General features: G+C 64.8%; 27 protein-coding genes and 1 other RNA gene. 14 read left to right on the forward strand and 14 right to left on the reverse strand.

Features of this window, described 5'->3' with window-relative positions; translation table 11 throughout:
* Nucleotides 1-106: 106 nt before the first annotated feature.
* The 7 genes from purC (at nucleotide 107) to SPO_RS09620 (ending at nucleotide 9,701) form a co-directional block, all read left to right on the forward strand.
* Nucleotides 107-862, forward strand: coding sequence for a phosphoribosylaminoimidazolesuccinocarboxamide synthase (gene purC, locus SPO_RS09590; RefSeq protein ID WP_011047620.1), 756 nt, complete (start codon nucleotides 107-109; stop codon nucleotides 860-862).
* A gap of 186 nt (nucleotides 863-1,048) precedes the next feature.
* The gene (purS, locus tag SPO_RS09595; RefSeq protein WP_011047621.1) at nucleotides 1,049-1,279 is read left to right on the forward strand and encodes a phosphoribosylformylglycinamidine synthase subunit PurS; all 231 of its coding nucleotides are present in this window, start codon (nucleotides 1,049-1,051) and stop codon (nucleotides 1,277-1,279) included.
* A 3-nt stretch (nucleotides 1,280-1,282) separates the two neighbouring features.
* Nucleotides 1,283-2,326, forward strand: a complete 1,044-nt coding sequence (locus SPO_RS09600) for a zinc-dependent alcohol dehydrogenase family protein (protein ID WP_011047622.1) — start codon at nucleotides 1,283-1,285, stop codon at nucleotides 2,324-2,326.
* Between the two features lie 12 nt (nucleotides 2,327-2,338).
* Nucleotides 2,339-3,007, forward strand: a complete 669-nt coding sequence (gene purQ / locus SPO_RS09605; RefSeq protein ID WP_011047623.1) for a phosphoribosylformylglycinamidine synthase subunit PurQ — start codon at nucleotides 2,339-2,341, stop codon at nucleotides 3,005-3,007.
* A 36-nt stretch (nucleotides 3,008-3,043) separates the two neighbouring features.
* The gene (locus SPO_RS09610) at nucleotides 3,044-4,813 is read left to right on the forward strand and encodes a sensor histidine kinase (RefSeq protein WP_011047624.1); all 1,770 of its coding nucleotides are present in this window, start codon (nucleotides 3,044-3,046) and stop codon (nucleotides 4,811-4,813) included.
* Nucleotides 4,814-4,827: 14 nt separating this feature from the next.
* Nucleotides 4,828-6,162 carry a sigma-54-dependent transcriptional regulator gene (locus SPO_RS09615; protein ID WP_011047625.1) on the forward strand — a complete coding sequence of 445 codons (1,335 nt, stop codon included), beginning with the start codon at nucleotides 4,828-4,830 and terminating at the stop codon, nucleotides 6,160-6,162.
* Nucleotides 6,163-6,719: 557 nt separating this feature from the next.
* On the forward strand, nucleotides 6,720-9,701 hold the full coding sequence (locus SPO_RS09620; protein ID WP_011047626.1) for an Rne/Rng family ribonuclease: 2,982 nt from the start codon (nucleotides 6,720-6,722) through the stop codon (nucleotides 9,699-9,701).
* Nucleotides 9,702-9,733: 32 nt separating this feature from the next.
* Here SPO_RS09620 and SPO_RS09625 read toward each other — a convergent pair whose 3' ends face one another.
* Nucleotides 9,734-9,967 (reverse strand): sulfurtransferase TusA family protein, encoded by a 234-nt coding sequence (locus SPO_RS09625; RefSeq protein ID WP_011047627.1) that lies wholly within the window; start codon nucleotides 9,965-9,967, stop codon nucleotides 9,734-9,736.
* Nucleotides 9,968-10,092: 125 nt separating this feature from the next.
* Here SPO_RS09625 and SPO_RS09630 point away from each other — a divergent pair, with 125 nt between their 5' ends.
* The 4 genes from SPO_RS09630 to SPO_RS09645 all read left to right on the forward strand — a co-directional run bounded on the left by SPO_RS09630 (nucleotide 10,093) and on the right by SPO_RS09645 (nucleotide 14,532).
* Nucleotides 10,093-10,845 (forward strand): cytochrome c biogenesis CcdA family protein, encoded by a 753-nt coding sequence (locus SPO_RS09630; protein ID WP_011047628.1) that lies wholly within the window; start codon nucleotides 10,093-10,095, stop codon nucleotides 10,843-10,845.
* 155 nt (nucleotides 10,846-11,000) lie between these two features.
* Nucleotides 11,001-12,233, forward strand: a complete 1,233-nt coding sequence (locus tag SPO_RS09635) for a hypothetical protein (protein WP_011047629.1) — start codon at nucleotides 11,001-11,003, stop codon at nucleotides 12,231-12,233.
* Entirely contained in the window at nucleotides 12,230-13,582 is a 1,353-nt protein-coding gene (locus SPO_RS09640; protein ID WP_011047630.1) for a cytochrome P450, read from the forward strand. The genes SPO_RS09635 and SPO_RS09640 overlap by 4 nt, the downstream gene beginning before the upstream one ends.
* A 68-nt stretch (nucleotides 13,583-13,650) precedes the next feature.
* Nucleotides 13,651-14,532, forward strand: a complete 882-nt coding sequence (locus SPO_RS09645) for a fructose bisphosphate aldolase (protein ID WP_011047631.1) — start codon at nucleotides 13,651-13,653, stop codon at nucleotides 14,530-14,532.
* Between the two features lie 45 nt (nucleotides 14,533-14,577).
* On the opposite strand, the gene SPO_RS09650 is transcribed toward SPO_RS09645, so the two are convergent.
* The 6 genes from SPO_RS09650 to fumC form a co-directional block, all read right to left on the reverse strand.
* Nucleotides 14,578-15,186 (reverse strand): DNA-3-methyladenine glycosylase I, encoded by a 609-nt coding sequence (locus SPO_RS09650; RefSeq protein WP_011047632.1) that lies wholly within the window; start codon nucleotides 15,184-15,186, stop codon nucleotides 14,578-14,580.
* Entirely contained in the window at nucleotides 15,183-15,482 is a 300-nt protein-coding gene (locus SPO_RS09655) for a YciI family protein (RefSeq protein WP_011047633.1), read from the reverse strand. Before SPO_RS09655 ends, SPO_RS09650 begins: the two co-directional genes overlap by 4 nt.
* Before the next feature lie 12 nt (nucleotides 15,483-15,494).
* Entirely contained in the window at nucleotides 15,495-16,070 is a 576-nt protein-coding gene (locus SPO_RS09660; RefSeq protein ID WP_011047634.1) for a TetR/AcrR family transcriptional regulator, read from the reverse strand.
* Nucleotides 16,071-16,135: 65 nt separating this feature from the next.
* Complete coding sequence (locus SPO_RS09665) at nucleotides 16,136-16,357, reverse strand: ribbon-helix-helix domain-containing protein (RefSeq protein WP_011047635.1); 222 nt, start codon at nucleotides 16,355-16,357, stop codon at nucleotides 16,136-16,138.
* Nucleotides 16,354-16,530 carry a DUF4169 family protein gene (locus SPO_RS09670; protein ID WP_011047636.1) on the reverse strand — a complete coding sequence of 59 codons (177 nt, stop codon included), beginning with the start codon at nucleotides 16,528-16,530 and terminating at the stop codon, nucleotides 16,354-16,356. Before SPO_RS09670 ends, SPO_RS09665 begins: the two co-directional genes overlap by 4 nt.
* A complete protein-coding gene (gene fumC, locus SPO_RS09675) occupies nucleotides 16,530-17,924 on the reverse strand; it encodes a class II fumarate hydratase (RefSeq protein ID WP_030003209.1) in 1,395 nt (464 codons plus the stop codon). The genes SPO_RS09670 and fumC overlap by 1 nt, the downstream gene beginning before the upstream one ends.
* 167 nt (nucleotides 17,925-18,091) lie before the next feature.
* Here fumC and SPO_RS09680 point away from each other — a divergent pair, with 167 nt between their 5' ends.
* Nucleotides 18,092-18,643 (forward strand): hypothetical protein, encoded by a 552-nt coding sequence (locus SPO_RS09680; RefSeq protein WP_011047638.1) that lies wholly within the window; start codon nucleotides 18,092-18,094, stop codon nucleotides 18,641-18,643.
* A 69-nt stretch (nucleotides 18,644-18,712) separates the two neighbouring features.
* On the opposite strand, the gene SPO_RS09685 is transcribed toward SPO_RS09680, so the two are convergent.
* The 6 genes from SPO_RS09685 to SPO_RS09705 all read right to left on the reverse strand — a co-directional run bounded on the left by SPO_RS09685 (nucleotide 18,713) and on the right by SPO_RS09705 (nucleotide 22,656).
* The gene (locus SPO_RS09685; RefSeq protein ID WP_011047639.1) at nucleotides 18,713-19,168 is read right to left on the reverse strand and encodes an SspB family protein; all 456 of its coding nucleotides are present in this window, start codon (nucleotides 19,166-19,168) and stop codon (nucleotides 18,713-18,715) included.
* A gap of 80 nt (nucleotides 19,169-19,248) precedes the next feature.
* Complete coding sequence (gene chrA / locus SPO_RS09690) at nucleotides 19,249-20,619, reverse strand: chromate efflux transporter (RefSeq protein WP_011047640.1); 1,371 nt, start codon at nucleotides 20,617-20,619, stop codon at nucleotides 19,249-19,251.
* 42 nt (nucleotides 20,620-20,661) lie between these two features.
* The gene (locus tag SPO_RS09695; RefSeq protein WP_044029205.1) at nucleotides 20,662-21,093 is read right to left on the reverse strand and encodes an ester cyclase; all 432 of its coding nucleotides are present in this window, start codon (nucleotides 21,091-21,093) and stop codon (nucleotides 20,662-20,664) included.
* A gap of 102 nt (nucleotides 21,094-21,195) precedes the next feature.
* Nucleotides 21,196-21,544: a transfer-messenger RNA gene (gene ssrA, locus SPO_RS22505) on the reverse strand.
* A 115-nt stretch (nucleotides 21,545-21,659) separates the two neighbouring features.
* Nucleotides 21,660-21,890: a hypothetical protein gene (locus tag SPO_RS09700; protein WP_044028217.1), complete on the reverse strand. Its 231-nt coding sequence runs from the start codon at nucleotides 21,888-21,890 to the stop codon at nucleotides 21,660-21,662.
* A 34-nt stretch (nucleotides 21,891-21,924) separates the two neighbouring features.
* A complete protein-coding gene (locus SPO_RS09705) occupies nucleotides 21,925-22,656 on the reverse strand; it encodes a FadR/GntR family transcriptional regulator (RefSeq protein ID WP_011047643.1) in 732 nt (243 codons plus the stop codon).
* A 222-nt stretch (nucleotides 22,657-22,878) separates the two neighbouring features.
* On the opposite strand from SPO_RS09705, the gene SPO_RS09710 reads away from it, so the two are divergent.
* Together SPO_RS09710 and acuI are read left to right on the forward strand one after the other, a co-directional pair.
* Nucleotides 22,879-23,973 carry a dimethylsulfoniopropionate demethylase gene (locus tag SPO_RS09710; RefSeq protein WP_011047644.1) on the forward strand — a complete coding sequence of 365 codons (1,095 nt, stop codon included), beginning with the start codon at nucleotides 22,879-22,881 and terminating at the stop codon, nucleotides 23,971-23,973.
* Between the two features lie 77 nt (nucleotides 23,974-24,050).
* Nucleotides 24,051-25,043, forward strand: a complete 993-nt coding sequence (gene acuI, locus SPO_RS09715) for an acryloyl-CoA reductase (RefSeq protein ID WP_011047645.1) — start codon at nucleotides 24,051-24,053, stop codon at nucleotides 25,041-25,043.
* A 52-nt stretch (nucleotides 25,044-25,095) separates the two neighbouring features.
* On the opposite strand, the gene SPO_RS09720 is transcribed toward acuI, so the two are convergent.
* A complete protein-coding gene (locus SPO_RS09720; protein ID WP_011047646.1) occupies nucleotides 25,096-25,479 on the reverse strand; it encodes a VOC family protein in 384 nt (127 codons plus the stop codon).
* Between the last annotated feature and the right edge of the window lie 125 nt (nucleotides 25,480-25,604).

The raw sequence follows: 25,604 nt of genomic DNA on the forward strand, positions 1-25,604 counted from the left end.
GGCGGACCGCAAGAGGCAGCGGTAACCTTGCGACACTGCGGCGCTTGCCGTATGAGAGCGCCATGACGGGGGACTCATTTCCCCGCCCCAGTCGGAAAGGTCGCAGATGGCGCGTCGCACCAAGATTTACGAAGGCAAGGCCAAGATCCTGTACGAAGGCCCGGAACCGGGCACCATCGTGCAGTATTTCAAGGATGACGCCACCGCCTTTAATGCCCAGAAAAAGGACGTGATCGAAGGCAAGGGCGTTCTGAACAACCGCCTCAGCGAGTATTTCATGACCGGTCTGGCCCAGATCGGCGTGCCGACCCATTTCATCCGCCGTCTCAACATGCGCGAACAGCTGGTGCGCGCCTGCGAGATCGTGCCGCTGGAAGTGATCGTACGCAACTTTGCCGCTGGCACCATGTCGAAACGGCTGGGCATCGAAGAGGGCACGCAACTGCCGCGCCCGATCGTGGAATACTGCCTCAAGAATGACGAGCTGGGCGACCCGCTGGTGACCGAGGAACATATCGCCGCCTTCGGCTGGGCCAGCCAGCAGGACATGGACGATATCCTGAGCCTGGCGCTGCGCGTCAACGATTACCTTTCGGGGCTGATGTACGGCGTCGGCATCAAGCTGGTCGACTTCAAGATCGAGATCGGCCGGGTCTACGAGAATGACTATCCGCGCCTGATCATCGCCGACGAGATCAGCCCCGACAGCTGCCGTCTGTGGGACATCGCCACCGGGCAGAAGCTGGACAAGGACGTGTTCCGCCGCGATCTGGGCAGCCTGACGGATGCCTATTCCGAGGTGGCCCGCCGCCTGGGCGTGATCCCCAAGACCCAGATTGCAAAGCCGACGCTGATTAACTGAGGCCGGGGTGGCGGCCTGCGGGCCGGGCTCACCAGGCCTGAGCCCGGCGCGGCGAACAGGGACAATGCGCCAGCGGCGATCTTCCGCCGCGCGCAACAGATCGAAACAGCGATGCGGGCGCGCGACTGGCCCTGTGACGGGTGGGATCGCGCGGTCCGGCAGAACCAGGATGAAGGACAAGGAAAGATGAAGGCACGCGTGCATGTGATGCTCAAGAACGGGGTACTCGATCCGCAGGGCGAAGCGGTGCGCCACGCGCTTGGCGCCATGGGCTTTGACAAGGTCACCGGTGTCCGCCAAGGCAAGGTGATCGACCTCGATCTGGTCGAGGGCGCGACCGAGGCCGATGTGGCCGAGATGTGCGAGAAGCTGCTCGCCAATACGGTCATCGAACGCTACGAGATCGAGTTGGTCTGAGCCATGCGCGCCGCGCAGCTGACCGCCTGGCGCCAGCCGCTGACGCTGGCGACCTTGCCGGACCCGACACCGGGACCGGGAGAGGTGGTGCTGCGCGTGCTGGCCTGCGGGGTATGCCGGTCTGACTGGCACGCCTGGACCGGGGCTGATCCGGATGTGGAGCTGCCGCTGGTGCCGGGCCACGAATTCTGCGGCGAGGTGGTGGCCCTGGGGACCGGTGTCAGCCGCTGGCGGCTGGGCGACCGGGTGATCGCCCCCTTTATCCTGGCTTGTGGGCGCTGCGGCGATTGCGCCGCCGGGCATCAGACCATCTGCGCCAACCAGCAGGTGCCGGGCTTTACCCGCAACGGCGCCTTTGCCGAGCTGATCGCGGTGCCCTTTGCCGACACCAACCTTACCGCGCTGCCCGACAGCCTGCCGCCGCATGTGGCCGCCGGGCTTGGCTGCCGGGTCACCACCGCCTGGCAGGCGCTGGTGGGCCGGGCCGAGCTGCGTCCGGGCGAATGGCTGGCGGTGTTTGGCGGCGGTGGCGTCGGCCTTTCGGCGCTGCTTCTGGGCCGCGCGCTTGGTGCCCGCGTCGTCGTGGTCGATGTGGTCGAAGACAAACTGACCCATGCCAAAAGCCTTGGCGCCGATGCGGTGGTGAACGCCGCCGACACCGACGCCGCCGAGGCGGTGCGCGAGCTGACCGGCGGCGGCGCCCATGTCGCCGTCGAGGCGCTGGGGATCGCCGCCACCATGACCGGTGCCATGCGGTCACTGCGCAAGCTGGGCCGCCTGGTGATGATCGGCATGCCGGCGGGCGAGCATACGGCCATGACCCTGCCGATGGATGTGCTTTACTCCGGGCAACTGACCCTGCAGGGCACGCGCGGCATGCCTGCCTGGCGCTATCCCTCGCTTCTCTCTCTCATCGACGGCGGACATGTGGATCTGTCGCCGCTGGTGACCCGCACCATCGCCCTGTCCCAGGCAAGCGACGAGCTTGCCGCCTTTGACCGTCCCGCCCCGCCGGGCGTGGCGGTGATCACCGATTTTGCTACCTAGGAGGTCTCGCCCATGCGTGCAGCCGTTGTCGTCTTCCCCGGATCGAATTGCGACCGGGATCTGGCCGTGGCCTTTGAACAGGCCGGTTTCGATGTCTCGATGGTCTGGCACAAGGATGCCGACCTGCCGCAGGGGATCGACATTGTCGGCATTCCCGGCGGCTTCAGTTACGGCGACTATCTGCGCTGCGGCGCCATTGCCGCGCAGTCGCCGATCTGCAAGGCGGTGGTCGCGCATACCGCGCGGGGCGGCTATGCCCTGGGTGTGTGCAACGGGTTCCAGGTGCTGACCGAGACCGGCATCCTGCCCGGCGCCCTGCTGCGCAATGCCGGGCTGAAATACATCTGCAAGACCGTGGGCCTGAAGGTCGAGACATCGAACAGCGTCTTTACCGAGGGCTACAATGCCGGCGACGTGATCGGCATTCCGATCGCCCATCACGACGGCAATTATTATGCCGATGACGAGACGCTGGCCGCGCTCAAGGCCGAGGACCGGATCGCCTTTACCTATACCGACAACCCCAATGGCGCGCGCGACGATATCGCCGGCATTCTCAGCGCCAACCGCCGGGTGCTGGGGATGATGCCGCACCCCGAACGGGCCGCCGATGCGGGCCATGGCGGCACCGATGGGGTGGCACTCTTCCGCGCATTGGCGGGTGCGCTGACCCCGGCGTGACTTGAGCAACGCGCCCCGCGCGCGTAGCTTGGAGACATGAGCACTCCGCGCACAGACCCCAAGGGACAAAGCTGGATCCGCTCCGGCCAGCTCAGCTGGCGGGTGCGGGCGGCGCTGGTGCTGGTGCTGGTCTCGGCCACCGCGACGGTCTGGATCACCAACCGGCTACTGACCGACCGGTTCACCGAAAGCACTCGCAACCGGGCCGAGCTGCGGCTGGCGCTTTACTCGGGCAACCTGCTGAGCGAGCTCAGGCGCAACGCTATCGTGCCGCAACTACTGGCGCGCGACCCGACGCTGATCGCGGCGCTGCAATCGAGCGATTTCTCGCAATCGACCCAGCGGCTGATTTCCTTTGTCGAAGAGATCGGCGCCGCCTCGCTGATGCTGCTCGACCGGGACGGGCGCACCGTGGCCGCGACAGACCGCAACCGTCTGGGCGAACAGCACCGCTCGGCGGCCTATTTCGTCGATCCGGTACGCTCGAACGCCACCGTGTTTTCCACCATCCAGCGCGAGGCGGGCGGCTACAGCTTTACCTATTCGCGCCGGCTCGAGGACAGTTCGGGCGTGCTGGGCGTGATAGTGGTCGAGGTCGATCTGCAAAAGTTCGAGCGGGCCTGGTCGGGGATTTCGGATGCGGTGTTCGTGACCAACTCGGCGGGCACCATCATCCTGGCCACCGAACCGCGCTGGCGCGGGCTGAACCAGGCCGAGGCGCTGCGTCGCCAGACGCCTGAGAACGCCATCGAGCGGGCGATCCGTGCCACCGCCGACTGGACCGCGCTGCCAGCGGACGCCTATCTGCGCGGCGAGGCGGTGATGCGGATGGACAGCCGCATCCCGTTCCGGGGCTGGCAGATGACCTCGTTCACCACCTATGCCTCGATCCGCGAGCGGGTGAACGGTGTGCTGGCGCTGGAGATCATGGGATTCGCGATTCTGCTGGCGCTCAGCTTCTATGCGCTCAGCCGCCGCACCGCGTTCCGCGCCGCGCTGTTCCAGCGCGAGTCGGCGGAGCTTCGCGCGCTGAACGCGCGGCTACAGCGGGAAATCGCCGAACGCGAACGGGTACAAAAGACGCTGGAAGTGGCCGAACAGACGCTGGCGCAGAGCTCGAAACTGGCCGCGCTTGGCGAGATGTCGGCCGCCGTCAGCCACGAGCTGAACCAGCCGCTGGCAGCGATGAAGACCTATCTGGCCGGCGCCCGCCTGCTGCTGCGCCGCAACCGCCCCGAAGAGGCGCTGTCGAGCTTTGGCCGCATCGACGACCTGATCGAGCGGATGGGCGCGATCACCCGGCAGCTGAAATCCTATGCCCGCAAGGGGCAAGAGGCGCTTTCGCCAATAAACATGGGCGATGCGCTGGGGGCCTCGCTGGCGATGATGGAACCGCAGCTGCGTCAGCGGCAGGTGCAGATCACCCAGATCCTGCCCGATCGCCCGGTGCTGGTGATGGGGGACCGGATGCGGATCGAACAGGTCATGGTCAACCTCTTGCGCAATGCGCTGGACGCCACCAAATCGGTACGTGACCCCGAGGTCGAGATCATCCTGGCCGCGGGCGAGACCGCCACATTGACGGTGCGCGACAATGGCCATGGAATCAGGAATTTCGAGAATATCTTTGAGCCGTTTTACACCACCAAACAGCCCGGCGACGGGGTGGGTCTGGGGCTTGCAATCTCTTCGGGGATCGTCAACGACCTTGGTGGGCGCCTGACGGCGCGTAACGGGCAACATGGCGGTGCCGTTTTCGAGATGCAGTTACCCATCCTCGAAGACGGGCTGGAAGCCGCAGAGTAAAGAGGGAATACCCTATGGCACAGGCGATGAAGATTGCGATTGTCGATGACGAACAGGACATGCGCCAGTCGATCAGCCAGTGGCTGGCCCTGTCGGGCTATGACACCGAGACCTTTGCCAGCGCCGAGGAGGCGCTGAAGGTTCTGGGGTCGGAATATCCCGGCATCGTCATCTCGGATATCAAGATGCCGGGCATGGACGGCATGCAGTTTCTGAAAAAGCTGATGGGCGCGGACAGCTCTTTGCCGGTGATCATGATCACCGGTCACGGCGATGTGCCGATGGCGGTCGAGGCGATGCGGGTCGGGGCCTTTGATTTTCTGGAAAAGCCGTTCAACCCCGACCGGATGTCCGACCTTGCCAAGCGCGCCAGCAATGCGCGCCGGCTGACACTGGACAACCGGGCGCTCAGGCGCGAGCTGAGCGATGGCGGCCAGATCATGAAGAAGCTGATCGGCACCAGCCCGGTGATGGAGCGTCTGCGCGAGGATATCCTGGATCTGGGTCAGGCCGACGGTCACGTTCTGATCGACGGCGAAACCGGCACCGGCAAGACGCTGGTGGCCCATGCGCTGCACGCGGTGGGCAGCCGGGCGGGCAAGAAATTCGTGCTGGTTTCGTGTTCGGCGCTGGAGGAAGAGGCGCTGGCCAAGCGGCTGTTCGGCCCGATGATCCCGGAGGACGCGCAACTGCCCGCCATCGAAGAGGCGCGCGGCGGCACGCTGGTGCTTGAGGATGTGGAATCGCTCAGCGATGCGCTTCAGGCCAAGCTGTTGTCGGTGATGAACCAGCAGGGCACGCCGGCGGAAACCCGGATCGTGGCGATCTCGAACCTGCAAGAGGCGGGCAAGACCAGCGAGGACGTGCTGCGCCCGGACCTGTTCTATCGTCTGGCCGCGTTGCGCCTGACCATGCCGCCGCTGCGCCAGCGGGGCGAGGATATCCTGACGCTGTTCACCCGGCTCAGCGAGCAGTTCGCCGAGGAATACGGCTGTGACGCGCCGCAGGTCAGCGCGCAAGAGGCCGCGCAGCTGTTGCAGGCGCCCTGGCCGGGCAACGTGCGCCAGCTGATCAACATCGCTGAACGCGCGGTGCTGCAGGCGCGGCGCGGTTCGGGCACCATCGCCTCTCTGCTGATGTCCGATCACGAGGACATGCAGCCGGTAATGACCACCGAGGGCAAGCCGCTCAAGGAATATGTCGAGGCGTTCGAGCGGATGCTGATCGACAACACCATGCGGCGCCACAAGGGCTCGATCGCGGCGGTGATGGACGAGCTGTGCCTGCCGCGCCGGACCCTGAACGAGAAGATGGCCAAATACGGGTTGCAGCGCTCGGACTATCTCTGAGCCGGGCAGGCCGCGCGCCCGAATGCAGAATTGCCCGCGCCCCGGTGGCGCGGGCGCACTGCCGTGGCAGCCTCGGCATTCGCAGGGTGCCAAAGGCGGGCAGGGGTGTCATAGACCCCTCGTTGGCGCACCGTCTGGCGTGAACATGCACTTTGCCCATTGTCTTTTCCACAGCACTGCTTTTATGGTGACAGGACGGGACGGGCCCAAGGGCTCCTTGCTCCCGCACCCTTTAGAGTTTCGCTGCTCTGCCCCCGCTGGCACAGATCCCGGAGACAAAGCAGACCGATTGGCCCCCTGACCGGGGCAATGTAATGCCTTCGCCCGCTTGCCGGGGGACAGGAATAAATGGGCAGGCCCGGGACACGCCCGGCCTGTCGGAGAAGAACCGCGATGACGCGCGCGCAACTTTCGAGTGGACGAGCAGAGGGGCAAAACGCCGATCTCTGCCGCGCGGCGTCTCCAATCGCCCTGACAAGACACCCGCCAAATCGTGACCCCCTTAGGACGGTTCTGCCGCCCGGGAGGTTGCGCATTGCGCGGTGCACCAAGGAAACATGGCAAAGAAGATGCTCATTGATGCCACCCACGCGGAGGAAACCCGCGTCGTGGTGGTCGACGGCAACAAGGTCGAGGAATTCGATTTTGAGTCCGAAAACAAACGCCAGCTAGCTGGCAATATCTATCTGGCAAAGGTCACCCGGGTCGAACCCTCGCTCCAGGCGGCATTTGTCGATTACGGCGGCAACCGTCACGGGTTCCTCGCCTTCTCGGAAATTCATCCCGACTACTACCAGATCCCCGTCGCCGACCGTCAGGCGCTGATGGAGGAAGAGCGCGCCTATGCCGAGGCGCAGAAGGCGCGCGACGAGGATGAGGAAGGCGGTAAATCCCGCTCCAAACCCAAGCGCAGCCGCAGCCGCTCGCGCAGCAAGGCCGAAAGCCTGCGCTCCTCCGATCCGGTCGAGACCATGGATGTGAGCGAGACCGAGATCAGCGGCATGGAGACGATCGACCTCGACGAGGGCGATGATCGCGACGATATCGACCTGATCGAAGGCAGCTCGCCGATGGAGCGCGTCGCCGAGACGCCAGTGGAAGAGCCCGAGGACGGCGCCGATGAGACGGTGGATCAGACGGCGGATCAGGCGGCGGATGAGGCTGCTGATGCGGCCGAGGACACCGACACGACCGAAACTGACGGTGAAACCGCGCAGGACAACACCGAGGATCGCGCCGACGAGGCCGATGACGAGGATGAGGATGACGGCGAAGACGCCCCGCGCCCCCGGCGCGGCAAGGCCGATGCCGCCTCCAAGGATGACAGCATCGAATCCATCGCCGAAGAGGACGATGCCGAGGATCTGCGCCCGGCCCGCAAGCCGCGTGCGCGCAAGTACAAGATCCAGGAAGTGGTCAAGGTGCGCCAGGTGATGCTGGTGCAGGTCGTGAAGGAAGAGCGCGGCAACAAGGGCGCGGCGCTGACCACCTATCTCAGCCTCGCGGGCCGCTATTGCGTCCTGATGCCCAACACCGCGCGCGGTGGCGGCATCAGCCGCAAGATCACCAATGCGGTCGACCGCAAGAAACTCAAAGAGATCGCCGCCGAGATGGACGTGCCCCAGGGCGCGGGCCTGATCGTGCGCACGGCGGGCGCCAAGCGCACCAAGGCCGAGATCAAGCGCGACTATGAATACCTCCAGCGCATGTGGGAGCAGATCCGCGAACTGACGCTGAAATCCATCGCGCCGGCCAAGATCTATGAGGAAGGCGACCTGATCAAACGCTCGATCCGCGACCTCTATAATCGCGACATCGACGAGGTTCTGGTCGAGGGCGAAGGCGGTTACCGCATCGCCAAGGACTTCATGAAGATGATCATGCCGAGCCACGCCAAGAACGTGCAGCGGTATGAGGATCAGCTGCCGCTGTTCGCGCGCTTCCAGGTGGAAAGCTATCTGAACTCGATGTTCAACCCGACGGTGCAGTTGAAATCCGGTGGTTACATCGTGATCGGCGTGACCGAGGCACTGGTGGCCATCGACGTGAACTCAGGCCGGGCCACCAAGGAAGGCTCGATCGAGGAAACCGCGCTCAAGACCAATCTCGAGGCCGCCGAAGAGGTGGCCCGCCAGCTGCGCCTGCGCGACCTGGCCGGTCTGATCGTGATCGACTTCATCGACATGGACGAGCGCAAGAACAATGCCGCCGTCGAGAAACGGATGAAGGACAAGCTGAAGACCGACCGTGCCCGCATCCAGGTGGGCCGGATCTCGGGCTTTGGCCTGATGGAAATGTCGCGTCAGCGCCTGCGCCCCGGCATGATCGAGGCCACCACCCAGCCGTGCCCCTCGTGCCACGGCACCGGCCTTATCCGCTCGGACGACAACATGGCGCTGAGCATCCTGCGCCAGATCGAGGAGGAAGGCACCCGCCGCCGCTCGCGCGAGGTGCTGGTGCGCTGCCCGGTGGGCATCGCCAACTACCTGATGAACCAGAAACGCGAACATATCGCGCAGATCGAGGCGCGCTATGGTCTGAGCGTGCGCATCGAGGGCGATGCGCATCTGGTCAGCCCCGATTTCAGCCTTGAGAAGTTCAAGACCGCCACCCGCTCGGTGCCTCAGGTGCAGGCGCCGGTGGTTTCGGTGGACTCGCGGCTGATGGACCAGATCGACGCCGACGAGGCCTTCGAGGAAGAGGACGAGGCCGAAGAGGTCCGGACCGAACCCCGCGGCGAGACCGCTGGCGAAGGGGACGGCGACGGCAAGCCCAAGCGGAAACGGCGTCGGCGGCGTCGGCGCAAGAACGGCGGCAATGGTGGCGAGGACAGCACGGCCGACGGCGACAGTGGCGAGATCGGTGACGAGGCGGCCGAGGATGCGGCGGATGCCGCGCCCGAGGCAGCCGAAGACGCAGCCGTGACCGAGGCCGAGGCGGAACCCGCAGCGGCCGAGGGCGGCGAAGCCGAGGTTGAAGCCGTGGCTGAGGCTGAGGCTGAAGCTGAAGCTCCGGCCAAGACCCCGAGAAAGCGCACCCGCACGCGCAAGAAACCGGTCAAGGCCGAAGCGGCTGCCGAGGCGCCTGCCGACGCGATGGCAAGCGCGGATGTCCCTGCCGTTGAGGGCGACGCTGGCGAAACCCCGGCCGAGGCGGATGCCGAGGCTGAGGCCGCGCCGGTCAAGAAAACGCCCAAGCCGCGCAAACCGCGCAGCCGCAGCAAAAAGGCCGAGGCGCCCGCCGAGGCTGCCGAGGCAAGCGTAGCGGCCGAGGCCCCGGCAGCGGAAAGCGTCGAAGCCGAGCCTGCAACCGCCGTCGAGGCAACAGCGCCCGAGGCAGTGGCCGAGACGGTTGTGGACGAGGCGGCGCAGCCCGCCGAGGATGCCATAGCGGCCCCGGCAGAGCCGGAAGCGGCGCCTGAACCGGAAGTGGCTCAGGCAGAGCCGGCAGCGCCCGAGATGGCGGTTGCCGAGGCCGAGGCGGAACCCGATGGCCCGCCGAAGCCGAAACGGCGCGGCTGGTGGTCGCTGGGTCAATAAACAAAAAAGGCGGGTCCCAGGACCCGCCTTTTTCAATCCGCCTTGCGGATCAGGTATATCTGGTGGTCCGGCGCCTCGTCCTGGCCAATCAGCGCATGGCCGGCCTCGGCGCAGAAATGGGGCACGTCCACCACTGCTGCCGGATCGTCGGCCAATAGCCGCAGCACCGCGCCGGGCGCCATGGATTTCAGCCTTTTGCGGGCCTTGAGCACGGGCAGGGGACACAGCAGCCCCAGCGCGTCGAGGGTCTCGAAATCGTCGGTCATGCCCCGCAGATACGCCCGGGCCGCGCGCCTGTCCAGCGCCGGGCGCGACATTGCTACAACACGGCCACGAGGATGTGACCGCATGGCCTCGTGACCTTGCCCGCGCGATCACCTATGTGCAGGTCATGTTCGAATTAGAAATCATCGACGCGGGGCTTTTGCCCGCCATGTTCGTGGCGCTCCTTGGTGGGATCGTCAGCTTTCTCAGCCCCTGTGTGCTGCCCATCGTGCCGCCCTATCTGGCCTATATGAGCGGGGTCACCCTGGGCGAGATCCAGGATCAGGCCGCCGCCCGGCGCAAGGCGACGCTGGCGGCACTGTTCTTTGTGCTGGGTCTGTCGACCGTCTTTCTGCTCCTGGGCTTTACCGCCTCGGCCTTTGGCGCCTTTGTGCTGTCCAATCAGGAACTGTTTGCCAAGGTGTCGGGCGTGGTGGTCATCGTATTCGGCCTGCACTTTCTGAGCGTCTTTCGCATTCCGCTGCTGGATCGCGAGGCCCGGATGCAGACCGGCGATGCCGGGGGATCGGTGTTTGGCGCCTATGTGCTGGGGCTGGCCTTTGCCTTTGGCTGGACGCCCTGTATCGGGCCGCAGCTGGGTGCGATCCTGTCGCTGGCGGCGTCCGAGGCCTCGGTGGCGCGCGGCACGCTTTTGTTGGGTGTCTATGCGGCGGGTCTGGGGGTTCCCTTCCTGCTTGCGGCCATGTTCCTCAGCCGCTCGATGGCGCTGATGAACCGGATCAAGCCGCATATGGGCCTGATCGAAAAGGTGATGGGCGGGCTGTTGCTGTTTGTCGGCATCATGCTGGTCACTGGCCTGTTCACCCAGTTCAGCTGGTGGCTGCTCGAGGCCTTCCCGGCGCTGGCGGAACTGGGCTGAGCGGGGCCGGGGGGCTGTCTGCCCCCCCGCCGTCGGGCCGTTGGCCCGCCGCCCCCCGAGAGTATCTGCAACCAGAAAGAAGCAGCAGGATTGTCACCGCTTGGGCTTAATCTTGCCCCAGTGATGCGCTAGGCTGCGACCAAAGAGGTCGAGCCATGAGCAGTGTCCCATCCGCAGGTCAGGTCCGCCGGCGCCGGGTGTTCTATATCCCCGGCTATGACCCGATTCATCCCCGCCGCTACCGCGAGCTTTATCGCAAGGAAAGCGCCGAGCAGGCGCGGATCTCGGGCTATTCGGTTACGCTGAAACCCAAGACCACCAAGGGCCCCTATGGTTGGCATGTCAGGTCTGAGCAGGACGGTGCCGAGGTTGCGGCGGATGTAGAAGTGCTGGTCTGGTCCGATATCGTGCGCGGCAGCATGTCGAACACGATCCCGGCCACCTATGCGCAACTTGCGCGTACCGCCTGGACCTATATTGCCTCGGGCGTTCTGTGGCGGCTGATGCGATTGAGGAAAGGTCCGGTGATCGCCGCGCTTTACCCGGTGGGGATGCTGCTGGCGCAGCTGTTCGCCGCGCTCTTTCTGGTCTGGTTGGGTTGGCGGCTGGGCGGGCTGACCGGATGGCCGCTTGCCGCACTGGCCGGGATGGGCGTGGGCGCGGGCGCGGGGGTCTATCTGCTGCGCTGGTTCCGTTCCAAGGACGGCACGTTCTTTGCCTATTACCTGATGCATGACTATGCCTATTCGGCGCGCTGGCGCGGTGCCAACCCGCCCGAGCTGGAGGCGCGGATCGGCGATTTTGCCGAGCGGATCGCCGGGGCACTGGCCAGCGATGCGGACGAGGTGCTGGTGGTGGGCCATTCCTCGGGCGCGCATGTGGGCGTGTCGGTGCTGGCCGATCTGATCCGGGCAGGCCGGGTGCCGGCCGATGGTCCGGCGCTGGGGTTTCTGACGCTGGGGCAGGTGGTGCCGATGGTGTCCTTCCTGCCCGAGGCGCAGCGGCTGCGCGCCGATCTGCATTACCTGTGCACCCGCGACGAGCTGGCCTGGGTCGATGTCTCGGCGCCGGGCGATGGCTGCGCCTTCGCGCTGTGTGATCCGGTTTCGGTCAGCGGCGTTGCCCCGGCGACGGGCAAGCGCTGGCCGCTGGTGCTGTCGGCGGCCTTTACCAAGACGCTGAGCCCGGCCCGCTGGGCCGAGCTGCGCTGGCGTTTCTTCCGGCTGCATTTCCAGTACCTCTGCGCCTTCGATCAGGTGGGGGATTACGACTATTTCCGCATCACTGCCGGGCCGCAGACGCTGGCCGCGCGCTATCGCGACCGGGCGCCGTCGAAATCGCGGATCGAGCGGGCGGTGAGCAAATATACCGATATGGGCGCATCATGATCCCGCCCAAACCCCCCGCGCGCCCGGACAAGGTCTCGCTCTGGCGCTATCTCAGACTGTTCCGCCAGGACCTGCTGTCGGCGCAGCCAGCACGGCTGTACCGGGCCTGGATGGCCGAGTTCCGCACGCCCTTCTTCCGGTCCTACCTGGTGAACCAGCCCGATCTGGTGGACACGGTGCTGAAAGGGCGGCCCGACGATTTTCCCAAATCCAACCGCATCAGCGAGGGGTTGCGGCCGCTGCTGGGCAATTCTGTCTTTCTGACCAATGGCGAGACCTGGAAACGCCAGCGACGCATCATCGACCCAGCATTCGAGGGCGGGCGCCTGCGCGATACCTTTCCCGCCATGTGGGCGGCGTCCGAGGCGGCGGTGAACCGGCTGGCGGCACAGGCCGGGCAGGAGACCGAGATCGAAGAGGTCACCAGCCACGCGGCGGCGGATGTGATTTTCCGCACCCTGTTCTCGATCCCGATCGAACATGAGGTGGCAGCGCAGGTCTTTACTCGGTTCCGGGCCTATCAGCGGGCGCAACCGCTGTTGAACCTTGCGGCATTCGTGCCGGTGCCGCAATGGGTGCCCCGGTTCCATTCGCGCGAGACCCGCCGGAACGCGGCGGTGATCCGGGGGCTGATCCGGCAGCTGACAGATACCCGGATGGGCGAAATCCGCGCCGGCACCGCGCCCGACGATCTGGCCACCAAGATCATGACCACAACCGACCCGCAGACCGGCGACCGGTTCGACACGGACGAGATGGTCGATCAGGTGGCGATCTTTTTCCTGGCCGGGCACGAAACCAGCGCCTCGGCGCTGGCCTGGACGCTGTACCTGATGGCGCTTTACCCCGACTGGCAGGAGAAACTTGCCGAGGAGGCGCGGACGCTGGACAGCGGCACAGATTTCAGCGTGATGTCGAAGCTGCGCCTCAGCCGCGATGTGTTCCGCGAGGCGCTGCGCCTGTACCCGCCTGTGCCGATGATGGTGCGCGAAACGACCTGCCCCGAACGGTTCCGTGACCGCGATGTACCGAAGGGCGCGCAGATCGTGCTCAGCCCCTGGCACCTGCACCGGCATGAGCGCCTGTGGGAGCGGCCCGACGACTTCGATCCGGCCCGCTGGCAGACCGAGAATGGCAAGACCTGCCAGCGCAACGCTTATATGCCGTTTTCGGCCGGGTCGCGCGTCTGCACCGGGGCGGGGTTTGCCATGGTCGAGGGGCCGCTGATCCTGTCTATGCTGCTGCTGCGGTTCCGGTTCGAGCGGATCGCGGGGCGCGAGCCGGTCCCGGTGGCGCACCTGACCGTGCGGGCCGCAGATGGCATCTGGCTGCGCGTAGTTGAGCGCTAACATCCTACCATCCGCGCTTGCCATACTGTATGCGGTGCCAAGCGGAATCATTAAGACGGGAAAGACATATGTCCAAGGCACAAATGCGCGAACAGATGGCAAATGGCGCGGGCTTCATTGCGGCCCTGGATCAGAGCGGTGGCTCGACCCCCAAGGCGCTGGCGCTTTATGGTGTGGACGCGGCGCAATACGGATCCGAAGAAGAGATGTTTGCCGAGATCCAGCGCATGCGCGCCCGGATCATCCTGGCCGACGATTTCACCAGCAAGAAGGTGATCGGCGCGATCCTGTTCGAACGCACCCTGGGCGAGAGCATCGAGGGCCGCGGCGTGGCCGATTACCTGTGGAACGTCAAAGGCGTGGTGCCCTTCCTCAAGATCGACAAGGGGCTTGAGGACGAGGCCAACGGCGTGCAGATGATGAAGCCGATCCCGGGCCTTGCCGCGACCCTGGCCAAGGCCGAAGGCGTGTTCGGGACCAAGGAACGTTCGGTCATCCACGAGGCCAATGCCGAAGGTATCGCCGCCGTGGTGGCGCAGCAGTTCGACGTTGCGCGCGAAGTCATCGCCGCCGGTATGGTGCCGATCGTAGAGCCCGAGGTGAACATCCATTCGACCACCAAGGCGCAGGCCGAAGAGATGCTGAAGGATGAAATCCTGAAGAACCTCGACACCCTGGGTGAGGGGCAGGATGTGATGCTGAAACTGACCATCCCCAGCACCGCCAATCTGTATGACGTGTTGGCCGATCATCCCCGCGTGGTGCGGGTGGTGGCGCTGTCGGGTGGCTATTCCACCGATCAGGCCTGCGATCTGCTCAGCCGGAACGGGAAGATGATCGCCTCGTTCTCGCGCGCGCTGACCGAGGGCCTGTCGAAACAGCAGTCGGATGCCGAGTTCAACACGGCCCTGGGCGGCAATATCGACAAGATCTATCGCGCCTCGCTGTAAGCGCGACGCTGTTTAGAGACCGGGCCGCGATATCGCGGCCCGTTTTCATTTGGGCGGCGTGAAGCCTGCCCGCAGGTCCGCCGCCTTGTCGCGCATGACGCAGCCGCGCGCGTGATCATTGACCAGCCCCATCGCCTGCATGAAGGCAAACACCGTGGTGGGGCCGACGAATTTCCAGCCGCGTTTCTTCAAATCCTTCGACATCGCGGTCGAGGCGGGGATGATGCTGGCCGTCTGCGGCTCGGGCAGGTCCTCGGGCTTGGGTTCGTAGGACCAGACATAGGCCGCCAGGCTGCCGTGTTCGGCCAGCAGGTCGCCCATCCGGCGGGCATTGTTGATCACCGCCTCGATCTTGCCGCGATGGCGGATGATGCCGGCATCATCCAGCAGCCGCGCCACATCGGCCGCGTCATAGGCGGCGATGCGGGTCCAGTCGAATCCGTCGAACGCGGCGCGGAAATTCTCGCGCTTGGCCAGGATGGTGCGCCAGCTGAGGCCGGACTGAAAGCTTTCAAGGCAGAGCTTTTCGAACAGGCGCCGGTCGTCACCCACCGGATAGCCCCATTCGCGGTCGTGATAGTCGAAGAATTCCGGCGCCGAATTGCACCAGCGACAGCGCGGCTGGCCGTCGGGGCCGGGGATCGTGCTGCTCATGCCGCAACCTCGGGCAGCAGAAAGGTGAAATCGGCGCTGGCGCGCGATGGCGTGAGTTCGAGGATCTCGGCGGTTACCACGTCCTCGATCACAAAGGGGTCGGCGGCGACGCGGGCCTCGACCTCGGCGCGAGTGGCGGCGCGGGCCAGGATGCCACCGCCCAGTTGCGGCTGAAGGCTGCCCGCCAGGTCAAAGACACCATCGTCAAACCCCTGTTTCAGCCAGGCGACATGGTCGGCCATGACCTCGGGCGCGCGGGCCTTGTTGGTCGAGAATTTCAGCAAGATCAGAAACATGTGTCGATACCTTCAGGTTGTCATGGGAAGCGTATTGTCGAGCCAGCGGTGCATGTCGGCCACTTCGGAGCGCAAAAACCCCTCGTCGTGAAAGCTCTGCGCCAGCGTGGCAGCACCCTGACTGCGGGCCAGCAGATGCATCGCCAGCGCGGGTGCTTCGGTGGTGCAACCGGCCTCGGCGAACTGGCGCTGCAACCAGTCGCGAAACAGGGTGAACAGCCCGTTGGCCTGCCCCTGCGCGGCGTGATCCAGCTTGCTGAGTTCGGTACAGAGCGAGCCGACTGGGCAACCGTATCGGGTGATCTTGGCCCGGTTCATGATCATCAGGTCGATGAAACTGGCGATGCGGGCGCGGGGGCTGTCGCCGGTGCCCTGCCAATCCGCCAGCATCTGCGCGGTGCGGGCCAGTCGCAGCCGGATCACCTCGGCCAGGATCTCGTCTTTGGTCTTGAAATGATAATAGAAATTGCCGCGTGAGATACCCACCGCCGCAGAGATATCGACAAACGAGGTCTGCGCGAATCCCTGCCGGTAAAACAGCTCATCAGCGGCAGCGACAATCTGATCGCGGGTCTGTGCCTGTACCATATCCAACCTCTAGGATGAATGTCCTAGGGGTTGTAGGTCAAACGTCCTAATTATGTCAACCGGGTTCAGCGCCTGCTTTGATACCAGCCCAGAACATAGACGCGAATGGCCGAGGCAAGGCCGGTCTCGGGGTCGCGTGCGGCATCAATATCACCCGCCAGAACATTGATCGGCATATCTTTTTCTTTTGCGATCTCGCGAAAGGCCCGCCAGAACGCATCCTCGAGCGAGACCGAGGTGCGGTGCCCCCGCAGCGTCAGCGAGCGTTTGACGGGTCGGCCGCTCATTCCTCGACCTCGTGGCCATCATGATCGCGCCGGGCCTTGTCGGCGCGGGCGCGCTCCAGCTGTTTGTCGGCCTTGCTGCGGCCGAACTTCACCGCGTTCTCATCGGCGCGCGCCTTTTTCTCGGCGCGCTCCTTCTGTTTGCGGAACTGGTTGAGGTTGACCGGCTTTCCCATCAGTCGCGGGGCCCGATCATCTGTTCGGGGCGTACCACCCTGTCAAAGGTCTCAGCGTCGACAAAGCCCAGCCGCACCGCTTCTTCGCGCAGGGTGGTGCCGTTCTTGTGCGCGGTCTTGGCGACCGTGGTGGCGTTGTCATAACCAATGGTGGGGGCCAATGCGGTGACCAGCATCAGGCTTTCGCGCATCAACTGGTCGATCCGAGCGGTGTTGGCGCGGATGCCCAACAGCATCCGCTGGGTGAAACTGTCCGCCGCATCGCCCAGAAGCTGCATGGATTGCAACAGGTTATAGGCCATCATCGGATTATAGACATTCAGTTCGAAATGGCCTTGCGAGCCTGCGAACTTGATCGCCGCGTCATTGCCCATCACATGGGCGGCGACCTGGGTCAGCGCCTCGGCCTGGGTCGGGTTAACCTTGCCCGGCATGATCGAGCTGCCCGGTTCGTTTTCGGGCAGGATCAACTCTCCCAGCCCCGAGCGGGGGCCGGAGCCCAGAAAGCGGATGTCATTGGCGATCTTGTAGCAGCTGCCCGCCACCGTCGCGATCGCACCTGACAGGAACACCATCGCGTCATGGGCGGCCAGCGCCTCGAACTTGTTGGGTGCGCTGACCAGCGGCAGGCCGGTGATCTCGGCCATGTTGGCGGCCACCGCCTCGGCCCAGCCCGCGCGTGTGTTCAGCCCGGTGCCCACGGCGGTGCCGCCCTGGGCCAGCTCATGAATGCCGGGCAGGGCGGCCTCGATCCGGGTCAGCCCCATGCGGATCTGATGGGCATAGCCCGAGAACTCCTGTCCTAGGGTCAGCGGCGTCGCGTCCTGGGTATGGGTGCGGCCGATCTTGATGATGTCGCGGAACTCTTCCGCCTTCTGCTCCAGCCCGGCCAGCAGGGCGTACAGCCCCGGCAGCAGAACATCGCGCGCCATCATCGCCGCAGCCACATGCATCGCGGTGGGAAAGGTGTCGTTCGAGGATTGCCCCATGTTCACATGGTCGTTCGGGTGCACCGGGTCCTTACTGCCCAGCTGTCCGCCCAAAAGCTCGATTGCACGGTTGGCGATCACCTCGTTGGCGTTCATGTTCGACTGGGTGCCCGAACCGGTCTGCCAGACCACCAGCGGGAAATGATCATCCAGCCGGCCCGCGATCACCTCGTCGGCGGCGGCGACAATCGCATCCGCCAGATCCTGGGCCAGCGCGCCGGTTTCGCGGTTGCGCAGGGCGCAGGCCTTTTTCACCACACCCAGCGCGCGGATGATGGCGACGGGCTGACGTTCCCACCCGATCGGGAAGTTCTGGATCGAGCGTTGGGTCTGCGCGCCCCAGTACCTGTCGGCGGGCACCTCCAGCGGGCCAAAACTGTCGGTCTCGATGCGGGTTGGGGTCATCTGCCTCTCCGTCTGCTGGTGGCGGGGTTTGACCAAAGATAGGGGCTGGCACCGGCAAGGTATAGCGGGCGGGCGATCAAATCGCTGGTTTTGGGTGAACTCGTTCATTGTTCAACCGCTCGCGCCCTGTAATATGATCGTGAGAGCGCAACGCCAAGGAGCATCCGATGCCTGCCATCCCCCTGTCCGCCCTGACACGCCCGGTTCTGGCGCTGCTGGTGTCGCTGCTTCTGGTCCCGGCTGCCTTTGCGGGCGAGGCGGCGCGGTTTGTCGGCACCTATATGGGCAGCGCCGAGGTGCAGCGTGCCGATGGCAGCACCGAGATGCGCGACATGGACGTCACGATCGAAGAGACCAAGGACGGGTTTACGGTCAGCTGGTCGACCACCATCCAGAAACCGGACGGGCGCATCAAGGAGAGCGATTATTCGGTCGATTTCCTGCCCAGCACCCGCGATGGCGTCTTTGCCGCGGCGATGCGGCGCAACGTGTTCGGCCATACCGTGCAGCTCGACCCGATGAAGGGAGAGCCCTATGTCTGGGGCCGTATCAGTGGCGATACGCTGACCGTGTTCTCGTTGTTCGTGGCCGATGATGGCGGCTATGAGATGCAGCAATTCGACCGCACCCTGGCCGAGGGTGGGCTGGTGCTGAATTTCTCCCGCGTCAAGAACGGCCTGCCGGCCAAGTCGGTCGAGACATTTCTGCAAAAACAGTAGCCGGGTTCGCCAAGGCCCGCCGCAACCCTGCAAGATTGTGGCGCGCCCGGACGAAAGGAACTGCGTGGTTCAGGGTTTGCGGAAACTGTCCAGCGACACCACTTCGGCATCGGGTTTGGGCGCGTCGGGCTCTTCCTCGACCTCGATATCGTCCTCGTCATCCTCGTCGAAATCGGGGCTTTCAAAGCGCAGGCCGAATTCAACCGACGGATCGACAAAGGTGCGGATCGCGTCATAGGGGATATAGAGCGGCTCGGGCGAGTCGCCGAAATTCAGGGTGATCGCAAACCCGTCCTCGCCCACGTCGAGATTCTCGTACCAGTGCTGCATCACGATGGTCATCTCGCCCGGATAGCGGTCGGCCAGCCAGTCGGCCAGCTGCACCCCTTCATAGCGCGTGTCGAAAGTGATGAAGAAGTGATGCGCGCCCGGCAGCCCGTGCTGCGCCACATCTGCCAGAACCGTCTTGATCAGGCCGCGCATGGCGGTGTGCATCAGGTTGCCGTAGTCGATGTCTCTCGACATGTAGTGCCCTCATTCCGTCTTGAAACCCAGCATAGGGGATTCGGCTGGAAACAAAAGAGATCCAGCGCCGCATTTCGCAGTTAGAGAAAATGACTGCCTGCTCCGGCCAGCGCCAGCAGCAATACCGTTTCCCCCATGCCCCGGCGCAGCAGGATCAGCCACACCGCCGCCAGCGCCGCAAGGGCCAGCGCCAGCGGATCGAAGCTGCTCAATTGCGGGGCGGGCAGCGACACCGGACCGGCGCGCAGGACCGAGACATCGCTGAACAGCACATGCAGCGCGAACCACAGCGACAGGTTCAGGATGACACCGACAACGGCGGCGGTGATCGCCGCCAGGGCCGCCGCCGGGCGCGGGCGGCCGGCGATGTGGTCGAGATAGGGTGCGGCGGTGAAAATCCACAGGAAGCAGGGCACGAAAGTGGCCCAGAGCGCCACCAGACCGGCCAGCGCCGCCAGGCTGGCGCCACCGTCCAGATAGGCGCTCAGCATGGCGACGAACTGGGTGACCAGGATCAGCGGGCCGGGCGTGGTTTCGGCCAGGCCAAGCGCGTCGATCATCTGGGCGGTGGTGATCCAGTGATACTGATCGACCACGGTCTGGGTCATATAGGCCAGCACCGCATAGGCGCCGCCAAAGGTGACGACTGCCAGTTTGGCCATGAACCAGCCAATATCGGCCAGCAAGGGGGCGCCGAACCGTTCCAGCAGCAACAGCGGACCAAGCCAGAGTGTCAGCCAGAGCGCGGCGCTGCGATAGGGTGGGCGGGGCAGGGCCGTTTGGGCGCGCGCGCCCGGCGCGGTACGGGCAAAGCCCCAGAGCGCCGCCGCCAGCACGATCAGCGGAAAGGGCAGCGACAGCGCGAAAATGGCGACAAAGGCCAGCCCGGCAAGGATCCAGGCGGCAGGGGTCTTCAAGGTCCGCGCGGCCAGTTTGCGCAGCGCCTCAATGACGATGACGATCACCGCCGCCTTGATACCCAGAAATCCCGCCTGCACCAGGGGCACGCTGCCGACCTGCACATAGACCGCCACCAGCGCGGCGATGACCAGCGCGCCGGGCAGCACGAACAGCGCCCCTGCCAGCAAGCCGCCGGTTACCCCGCGCAGGCGCCAGCCCGCATAAGTGGCCAGTTGCATCGCCTCGGGCCCCGGCAGCAACATGCACAGCGACAGGGCGCGCAGATAGGTCTGCTCGTCCAGCCAGGGGCGGGTCTCGACCAGTTCGCGATGCATCAGCGCGATCTGCGCCGCCGGCCCGCCAAAGGAGAGAAGCCCGATGCGGCCAAAGACACGCGCCATCTCGGCCAATGCGGGCGGCGCTGTGGTCGCACTGTCAGACAGCGGCCCGCTTGCGGAGTTCTTCACCGTCATGCCCGCACCCTTTTGCCGTCTCAATGCGCGCAGAGTGCGGAACCGCCCGATCCCGGCCCCGGCAATGCTGCAGCCCATCGCTAGCGCGTCGGGGCCTTGGGCGTCAATGCCGGGGCGGGCTCAGCGCCATTCCAGCCGTTGGCCGGTCATGCAGATGGGCAGTGTGTCAGCGGGCATCTGACCCAGTTGTTCGAACAGCGAAATCAGGTCGAACTGGTTATAGGCCTCGACGATCTTGCCATCCTTGTAGCGTGCCATGACCTGTCCGGTCACCTCGATCGGGGCGCCATTGTCGGCGCGCGAGGTATGGACATGCAGAATGGCCGACAGCCAATCGCCATTTTCGATCGTCTTGGGGATATCCACCCGGATATCGCCCAGATGATAGCGAAAGGCCGAGACGAAATCGCGGAAATCATCCGCCCCCACCTGCATTTCGGGGATCAGCCCCTCGGCCATCGTGTCCTGGGCGAAGAATTGATCGATCGCCTCGACATCACCTTGTTCCCAAACTCGGGCATACCATTCCTTCAACAACTCGGACTTGTTCATCAGAGCCTCCATCGTCGCTGCCATCAGAATGGGACCGATTGGTGAACGAATGCTGAATATCGGCGGTGATAAAGCCGATAAATACGTACGTATTGGAGGAAAAATGCAGGTTTCTGTTGCCAGGTACCTGCGAACCCCGCCTTACGCTGCTAGGCGCAAGGGCTTAAGTTTCGGTGTTTCGGACTGCTTACGCAGCCAGAGCAACCGGAGCACGATTGTCGTTGGCAATTATGCTTTGCGGACCGATAACGGTGGTACCCCGCCGAGACAAAGCTAACCCCTTTAGACGTCCGTCGATCCTGTTTCGGCCCCATGATCCCCCAACGAGGGTGTCTGGTGGAGCCGCCGGGTACCGCCCCCGGGTCCGAACCGCTTATTACGAGCGCGTTTATGTCCATAGTTCCCGAGGGAACAGGTTGAATATAGTCGCTCTGCGGGCAAGCGCAATGGCAACCGACATCCTGCGAGGATGTCGGCCTGTTTTCCGGCACGGAAAACAGGCGGGCAGGGCCGGAGTGCAAATCCTTGTTGGATTTGCGGCCGTTTTCCGTGCCGGAAAACGGCTCTCAGACCAGGCGTCGGATCGGGGCGCTGTTGCAGAAGACGATGACCTGCTCGCGATTCTGCACCGCCTGAAAGCCGCGCTGGCGGACCTCGTCCAGGAAGCGCTGCATACCGACATAGCGCTCGATATCGCGGGTCTTGCGGCGGATCACCTGGCCATGCGTGACCGCCTTGCTATCGAACACGTCCCTGAGCCAGATCTCGGGAGAAAAGGGGCTGGTCGCGGCAAACATGGTCCAAATCTGCCCCGACAAAGTAAAGGCAGCGTTAAGACCGCGCCGCCCGCGCCGCCATCACGTCGTCCTTGAGCGTCATCGTATAGCGCATCAGTTCGACCAGGGCGGTGTCGGCCAGCGCCGGATCCCGCGCCTCGATCGCCTCGGCGATCCGTGCATGCAATGCCACGATTGTCCCCCGCGAGCGGGCGGTAAAGGTGATCATGTTCATCAGCGGCTGCATCGCCTCGACCGCGCCCGCCAGGTGATAGGACAGGACCGGATTGCAGGCCGCATCGACCAGTGCCCGGTGAAAGGCCACGTCCGAGGCGCAAAACGCTTCGTCGCTGAGGTCGGGCGCGCCTTGCCGCCCGATCTCGGCCTGCATTGCGGCCAGATGCGCGTCGCCGCGCCGTTCTGCCGCCAAGGGAGCACAGGCGCGTTCCAGCGCGAAACGCGCCTCGCAGGCGGTGTCGAAGCTGACCGCGTTCATCGACAGGAGCAGGGTCGAGGTGGTGATCTGCTGGGCCTGCGCATCCTCGAAACTCAGCCGGTTCACGAAAGCGCCGCCAAAGGCGCCGCGCTGGGTGCGGATCAGCGATTGCGCCGCCAGCCGCTTGAGCGCCTCGCGCACCGTGGGGCGCGAGACCTTGAACTGGTCGGCCAGTTCAGCCTCGGACGGCAGGCGTTCATCCACGATCAACGCGCCCGAAACGATCGCGTCCTTGATCGCCTGGGCGATCTGCACCGGAAGATCGGTGGCGCTGTTGGGGTCGATCTGCATGGCTGTGGTCCTGACGCCGGGTCGCACCGGCGCGGCGCCGGCAAGAATTCATTTGTCTGACATTTAAAAGTCTGACATTTAAGACCCTATGACGTGAGTCGTCCGAGGGCAAGAGCCGCAATGACGGTCGCAGCGAATGCCGGAAGGGCGATTGCACCGCCGCATCACCGCCGGGCCTCTCGTTCGGCCCGCATACCATAACGCTCGTCTGGAGATCCGATCATGGCCAGCATCTTCCCGTCCCGCCGGGTCCGGCGCACACCTTTTTCCGCCGGTGTCGAGGCGGCCGGGGTCAAGGGCTATACCGTCTACAATCACATGTTGCTGCCCACGGTGTTCGACAGCCTGCAGGCCGATTGCGCCCATCTGAAGGAACATGTGCAGGTCTGGGACGTGGCCTGCGAGCGGCAGGTCAGCATCCAGGGGCCCGACGCGCTGCGGCTGATGAAGCTGATCAGCCCGCGCGACATGGACCGGATGGCCGATGACCAGTGTTACTACGTGCCCACGGTCGATCATCGTGGCGGCATGCTGAACGATCCGGTGGCGGTGAAACTGGCCGCCGATCATTACTGGCTGTCGCTGGCCGATGGCGACCTGCTGCAATTCGGGCTGGGGATTGCGATCGCCCGGGGCTTCGATGTCGAGATCGTCGAACCCGATGTCTCGCCGCTGGCCGTGCAGGGACCCAGGGCCGACGATCTGATGGCGCGGGTCTTTGGCGAGGCGGTGCGCGATATCCGCTTTTTCCGCTACAAGCGGCTGGCCTTTCAGGGAGTCGAGCTTGTGGTGGCGCGCTCAGGCTGGTCGAAACAGGGCGGCTTCGAGATCTATGTCGAGGGTTCGGAACTGGGCATGCCGCTGTGGAACGCGCTGTTTGCCGCCGGTGCGGACCTGAACGTGCGCGCGGGTTGCCCCAACAATATCGAGCGCGTCGAGAGCGGGTTGTTGAGCTATGGCAACGACATGACCCGCGAGAACACGCCGTATGAATGCGGCCTGGGTAAGTTCTGCAATTCGCCCGAGGACTATATCGGCAAGGCAGCACTGGCCGAACAGGCCAAGAACGGACCGGCGCGCCAGATCCGGGCACTGGTGATCGGTGGCGAGATTCCGCCCTGTCAGGATGCCTGGCCGCTGCTGGCCGACGGTCGCCAGGTGGGGCAGGTGGGGTCAGCGATCCATTCCCCTGAATTCGGCGTGAATGTCGCGATCGGCATGGTGGATCGCAGCCATTGGGCGCCGGGCACCGGGATGGAAGTGGAAACGCCCGACGGCATGCGGCCGGTTACGGTGCGCGAGGGGTTCTGGCGTTAACAGGGGCAACGCCCCGCGCACAACCCTGTGGGAAATTTTTGGCAAGAGGCACGCACCTCTGGGAAGGAAGCAATCAGATGTTCAATGCATTGGTGGTCGACAAGGACGAAGAGAGCGGCAAGACGCAGGCTGCGGTCAAGCAACTGTCGCTGACGGATCTGCCCGTGGGCGAGGTGACGGTGGCGGTGGAGTATTCCACGGTCAACTACAAGGACGGTCTGTGCATCGGGCCGGGGGGCGGTCTGGTGCGCAAGTATCCGCATGTGCCGGGGATCGACTTTGCAGGTACGGTCGAGAACTCGTCCGATGAGCGCTACAAGCCCGGTGACAAGGTGGTGCTGACCGGCTGGCGTGTCGGCGAGGCGCATTGGGGCGGTTACAGCCAGAAGGCCAATGTGCGCGCTGACTGGCTGGTACCGTTGCCCGAGGGGCTGGATACCCGTCAGGCGATGGCTGTGGGCACCGCCGGTTTTACCGCCATGCTGGCTGTGATGGCGCTGGAGGATCACGGCCTGACCCCGGGCCACGGGCCGGTTCTGGTGACCGGGGCCGCGGGCGGCGTCGGTTCGGTCGCAACCGCGATCCTGGCGCATCTGGGGTACGAGGTGGCCGCGGTCACCGGGCGCCCCGAGACCGCCGATTACCTGACCTCGTTGGGCGCAACCCAGATCGTGGCGCGCGACGAGATCAACGAGACCGTCAAACGCCCGCTGGAATCCGAGATCTGGGCGGGCTGTGTCGATGCGGTGGGTGGCGCCATGCTGGCGCGGGTGCTGGGCCAGATGAAATACGGCGCCTCGGTCGCGGCGGTTGGTCTGGCCGGGGGCGCGGGCCTGCCTGCCACGGTGATCCCGTTCCTGCTGCGCGGCGTCAACCTCTTGGGCATCGACTCGGTCATGCAGCCCTATGCCAACCGTCTCCGCGCCTGGGAGCGGATCGCCCGCGACCTGCCGATGGACAAGCTTGAGGCGATGATCCGGCCCGCCACCCTGTCCGATCTGCCGGGCCTGGGGGCCGATATCCTGAAAGGTCAGGTTCAGGGCCGCGTCGTCGTCGACGTCAACGCCTGATCCGAAGTGAGCGGCAAGAGGCCCCCGGACATAGCGCCGGGGGCCTTTTTTCTCAGGCCGGGCTGGTTTCGAAGAAACCCACCGAATTGCCGTCGGGATCCTTGGCATAGAAGAACCTGCCCGCGGGGATGGTGATGGCGGGCGAGATCACCTCGCCACCGGCCTCGCCGACGCGGGTCATGATCTGCTCCAGCGCCCCTTCGGCCGCCAGATGCAGCGTCGGGCCGCGCCCGTCGCCTGCGGGCGTGCCGGGATAGAGATGCAGGGCAACGCCGGTCCTGGCATCGGCGGGTTTGAGAATCGCCATCGGGTTGGGGCCGCTGCTGTCGATCGTCAGGTCGGCTCCGGTAACCTTGGCATAGAAATCGACGCTGCGGGTCATGTCACTCACCGGCAGCTCTCCCCAGACCAGGAAATGTTCGGGTTGATAGCTCATCTTGTTACCTCATCATTTGCGATGGGATCTGTATCACCGAGGCTGATGACAGGTATCGTCATCAGCCCGTGACGCGATGGAGGCCTTGACCCCGGCCGGGTCAGCGGGCATCCATTTGCCAACAG

The sequence above is a fragment of the Ruegeria pomeroyi DSS-3 genome (assembly GCF_000011965.2).
GTDB lineage: Bacteria > Pseudomonadota > Alphaproteobacteria > Rhodobacterales > Rhodobacteraceae > Ruegeria_B > Ruegeria_B pomeroyi.

Excerpts from the sequence above, each read along its gene's own strand:
- purS (WP_011047621.1), top strand. The coding sequence starts at position 1,049 with ATGAAGGCACGCGTGCATGTGATGCTCAAGAACGGGGTACTCGATCCG.
- SPO_RS09700 (WP_044028217.1), bottom strand. The coding sequence starts at position 21,890 with ATGTTTGCCGCGACCAGCCCCTTTTCTCCCGAGATCTGGCTCAGGGAC.
- SPO_RS09650 (WP_011047632.1), bottom strand. The coding sequence starts at position 15,186 with ATGAGCAGCACGATCCCCGGCCCCGACGGCCAGCCGCGCTGTCGCTGG.
- purQ (WP_011047623.1), top strand. The coding sequence starts at position 2,339 with ATGCGTGCAGCCGTTGTCGTCTTCCCCGGATCGAATTGCGACCGGGAT.
- SPO_RS09710 (WP_011047644.1), top strand. The coding sequence starts at position 22,879 with ATGGCCAGCATCTTCCCGTCCCGCCGGGTCCGGCGCACACCTTTTTCC.
- fumC (WP_030003209.1), bottom strand. The coding sequence starts at position 17,924 with ATGACCCCAACCCGCATCGAGACCGACAGTTTTGGCCCGCTGGAGGTG.
- SPO_RS09625 (WP_011047627.1), bottom strand. The coding sequence starts at position 9,967 with ATGACCGACGATTTCGAGACCCTCGACGCGCTGGGGCTGCTGTGTCCC.
- SPO_RS09600 (WP_011047622.1), top strand. The coding sequence starts at position 1,283 with ATGCGCGCCGCGCAGCTGACCGCCTGGCGCCAGCCGCTGACGCTGGCG.
- SPO_RS09610 (WP_011047624.1), top strand. The coding sequence starts at position 3,044 with ATGAGCACTCCGCGCACAGACCCCAAGGGACAAAGCTGGATCCGCTCC.
- SPO_RS09685 (WP_011047639.1), bottom strand. The coding sequence starts at position 19,168 with ATGTCGAGAGACATCGACTACGGCAACCTGATGCACACCGCCATGCGC.
- SPO_RS09705 (WP_011047643.1), bottom strand. The coding sequence starts at position 22,656 with ATGCAGATCGACCCCAACAGCGCCACCGATCTTCCGGTGCAGATCGCC.
- SPO_RS09665 (WP_011047635.1), bottom strand. The coding sequence starts at position 16,357 with ATGAGCGGCCGACCCGTCAAACGCTCGCTGACGCTGCGGGGGCACCGC.
- SPO_RS09720 (WP_011047646.1), bottom strand. The coding sequence starts at position 25,479 with ATGAGCTATCAACCCGAACATTTCCTGGTCTGGGGAGAGCTGCCGGTG.
- purC (WP_011047620.1), top strand. The coding sequence starts at position 107 with ATGGCGCGTCGCACCAAGATTTACGAAGGCAAGGCCAAGATCCTGTAC.
- SPO_RS09670 (WP_011047636.1), bottom strand. The coding sequence starts at position 16,530 with ATGGGAAAGCCGGTCAACCTCAACCAGTTCCGCAAACAGAAGGAGCGC.
- SPO_RS09695 (WP_044029205.1), bottom strand. The coding sequence starts at position 21,093 with ATGAACAAGTCCGAGTTGTTGAAGGAATGGTATGCCCGAGTTTGGGAA.
- SPO_RS09620 (WP_011047626.1), top strand. The coding sequence starts at position 6,720 with ATGGCAAAGAAGATGCTCATTGATGCCACCCACGCGGAGGAAACCCGC.
- SPO_RS09655 (WP_011047633.1), bottom strand. The coding sequence starts at position 15,482 with ATGTTTCTGATCTTGCTGAAATTCTCGACCAACAAGGCCCGCGCGCCC.
- SPO_RS09680 (WP_011047638.1), top strand. The coding sequence starts at position 18,092 with ATGCCTGCCATCCCCCTGTCCGCCCTGACACGCCCGGTTCTGGCGCTG.
- acuI (WP_011047645.1), top strand. The coding sequence starts at position 24,051 with ATGTTCAATGCATTGGTGGTCGACAAGGACGAAGAGAGCGGCAAGACG.
- SPO_RS09645 (WP_011047631.1), top strand. The coding sequence starts at position 13,651 with ATGTCCAAGGCACAAATGCGCGAACAGATGGCAAATGGCGCGGGCTTC.
- SPO_RS09660 (WP_011047634.1), bottom strand. The coding sequence starts at position 16,070 with ATGGTACAGGCACAGACCCGCGATCAGATTGTCGCTGCCGCTGATGAG.
- SPO_RS09640 (WP_011047630.1), top strand. The coding sequence starts at position 12,230 with ATGATCCCGCCCAAACCCCCCGCGCGCCCGGACAAGGTCTCGCTCTGG.
- chrA (WP_011047640.1), bottom strand. The coding sequence starts at position 20,619 with ATGGGCTGCAGCATTGCCGGGGCCGGGATCGGGCGGTTCCGCACTCTG.
- SPO_RS09630 (WP_011047628.1), top strand. The coding sequence starts at position 10,093 with ATGTTCGAATTAGAAATCATCGACGCGGGGCTTTTGCCCGCCATGTTC.
- SPO_RS09635 (WP_011047629.1), top strand. The coding sequence starts at position 11,001 with ATGAGCAGTGTCCCATCCGCAGGTCAGGTCCGCCGGCGCCGGGTGTTC.
- SPO_RS09615 (WP_011047625.1), top strand. The coding sequence starts at position 4,828 with ATGGCACAGGCGATGAAGATTGCGATTGTCGATGACGAACAGGACATG.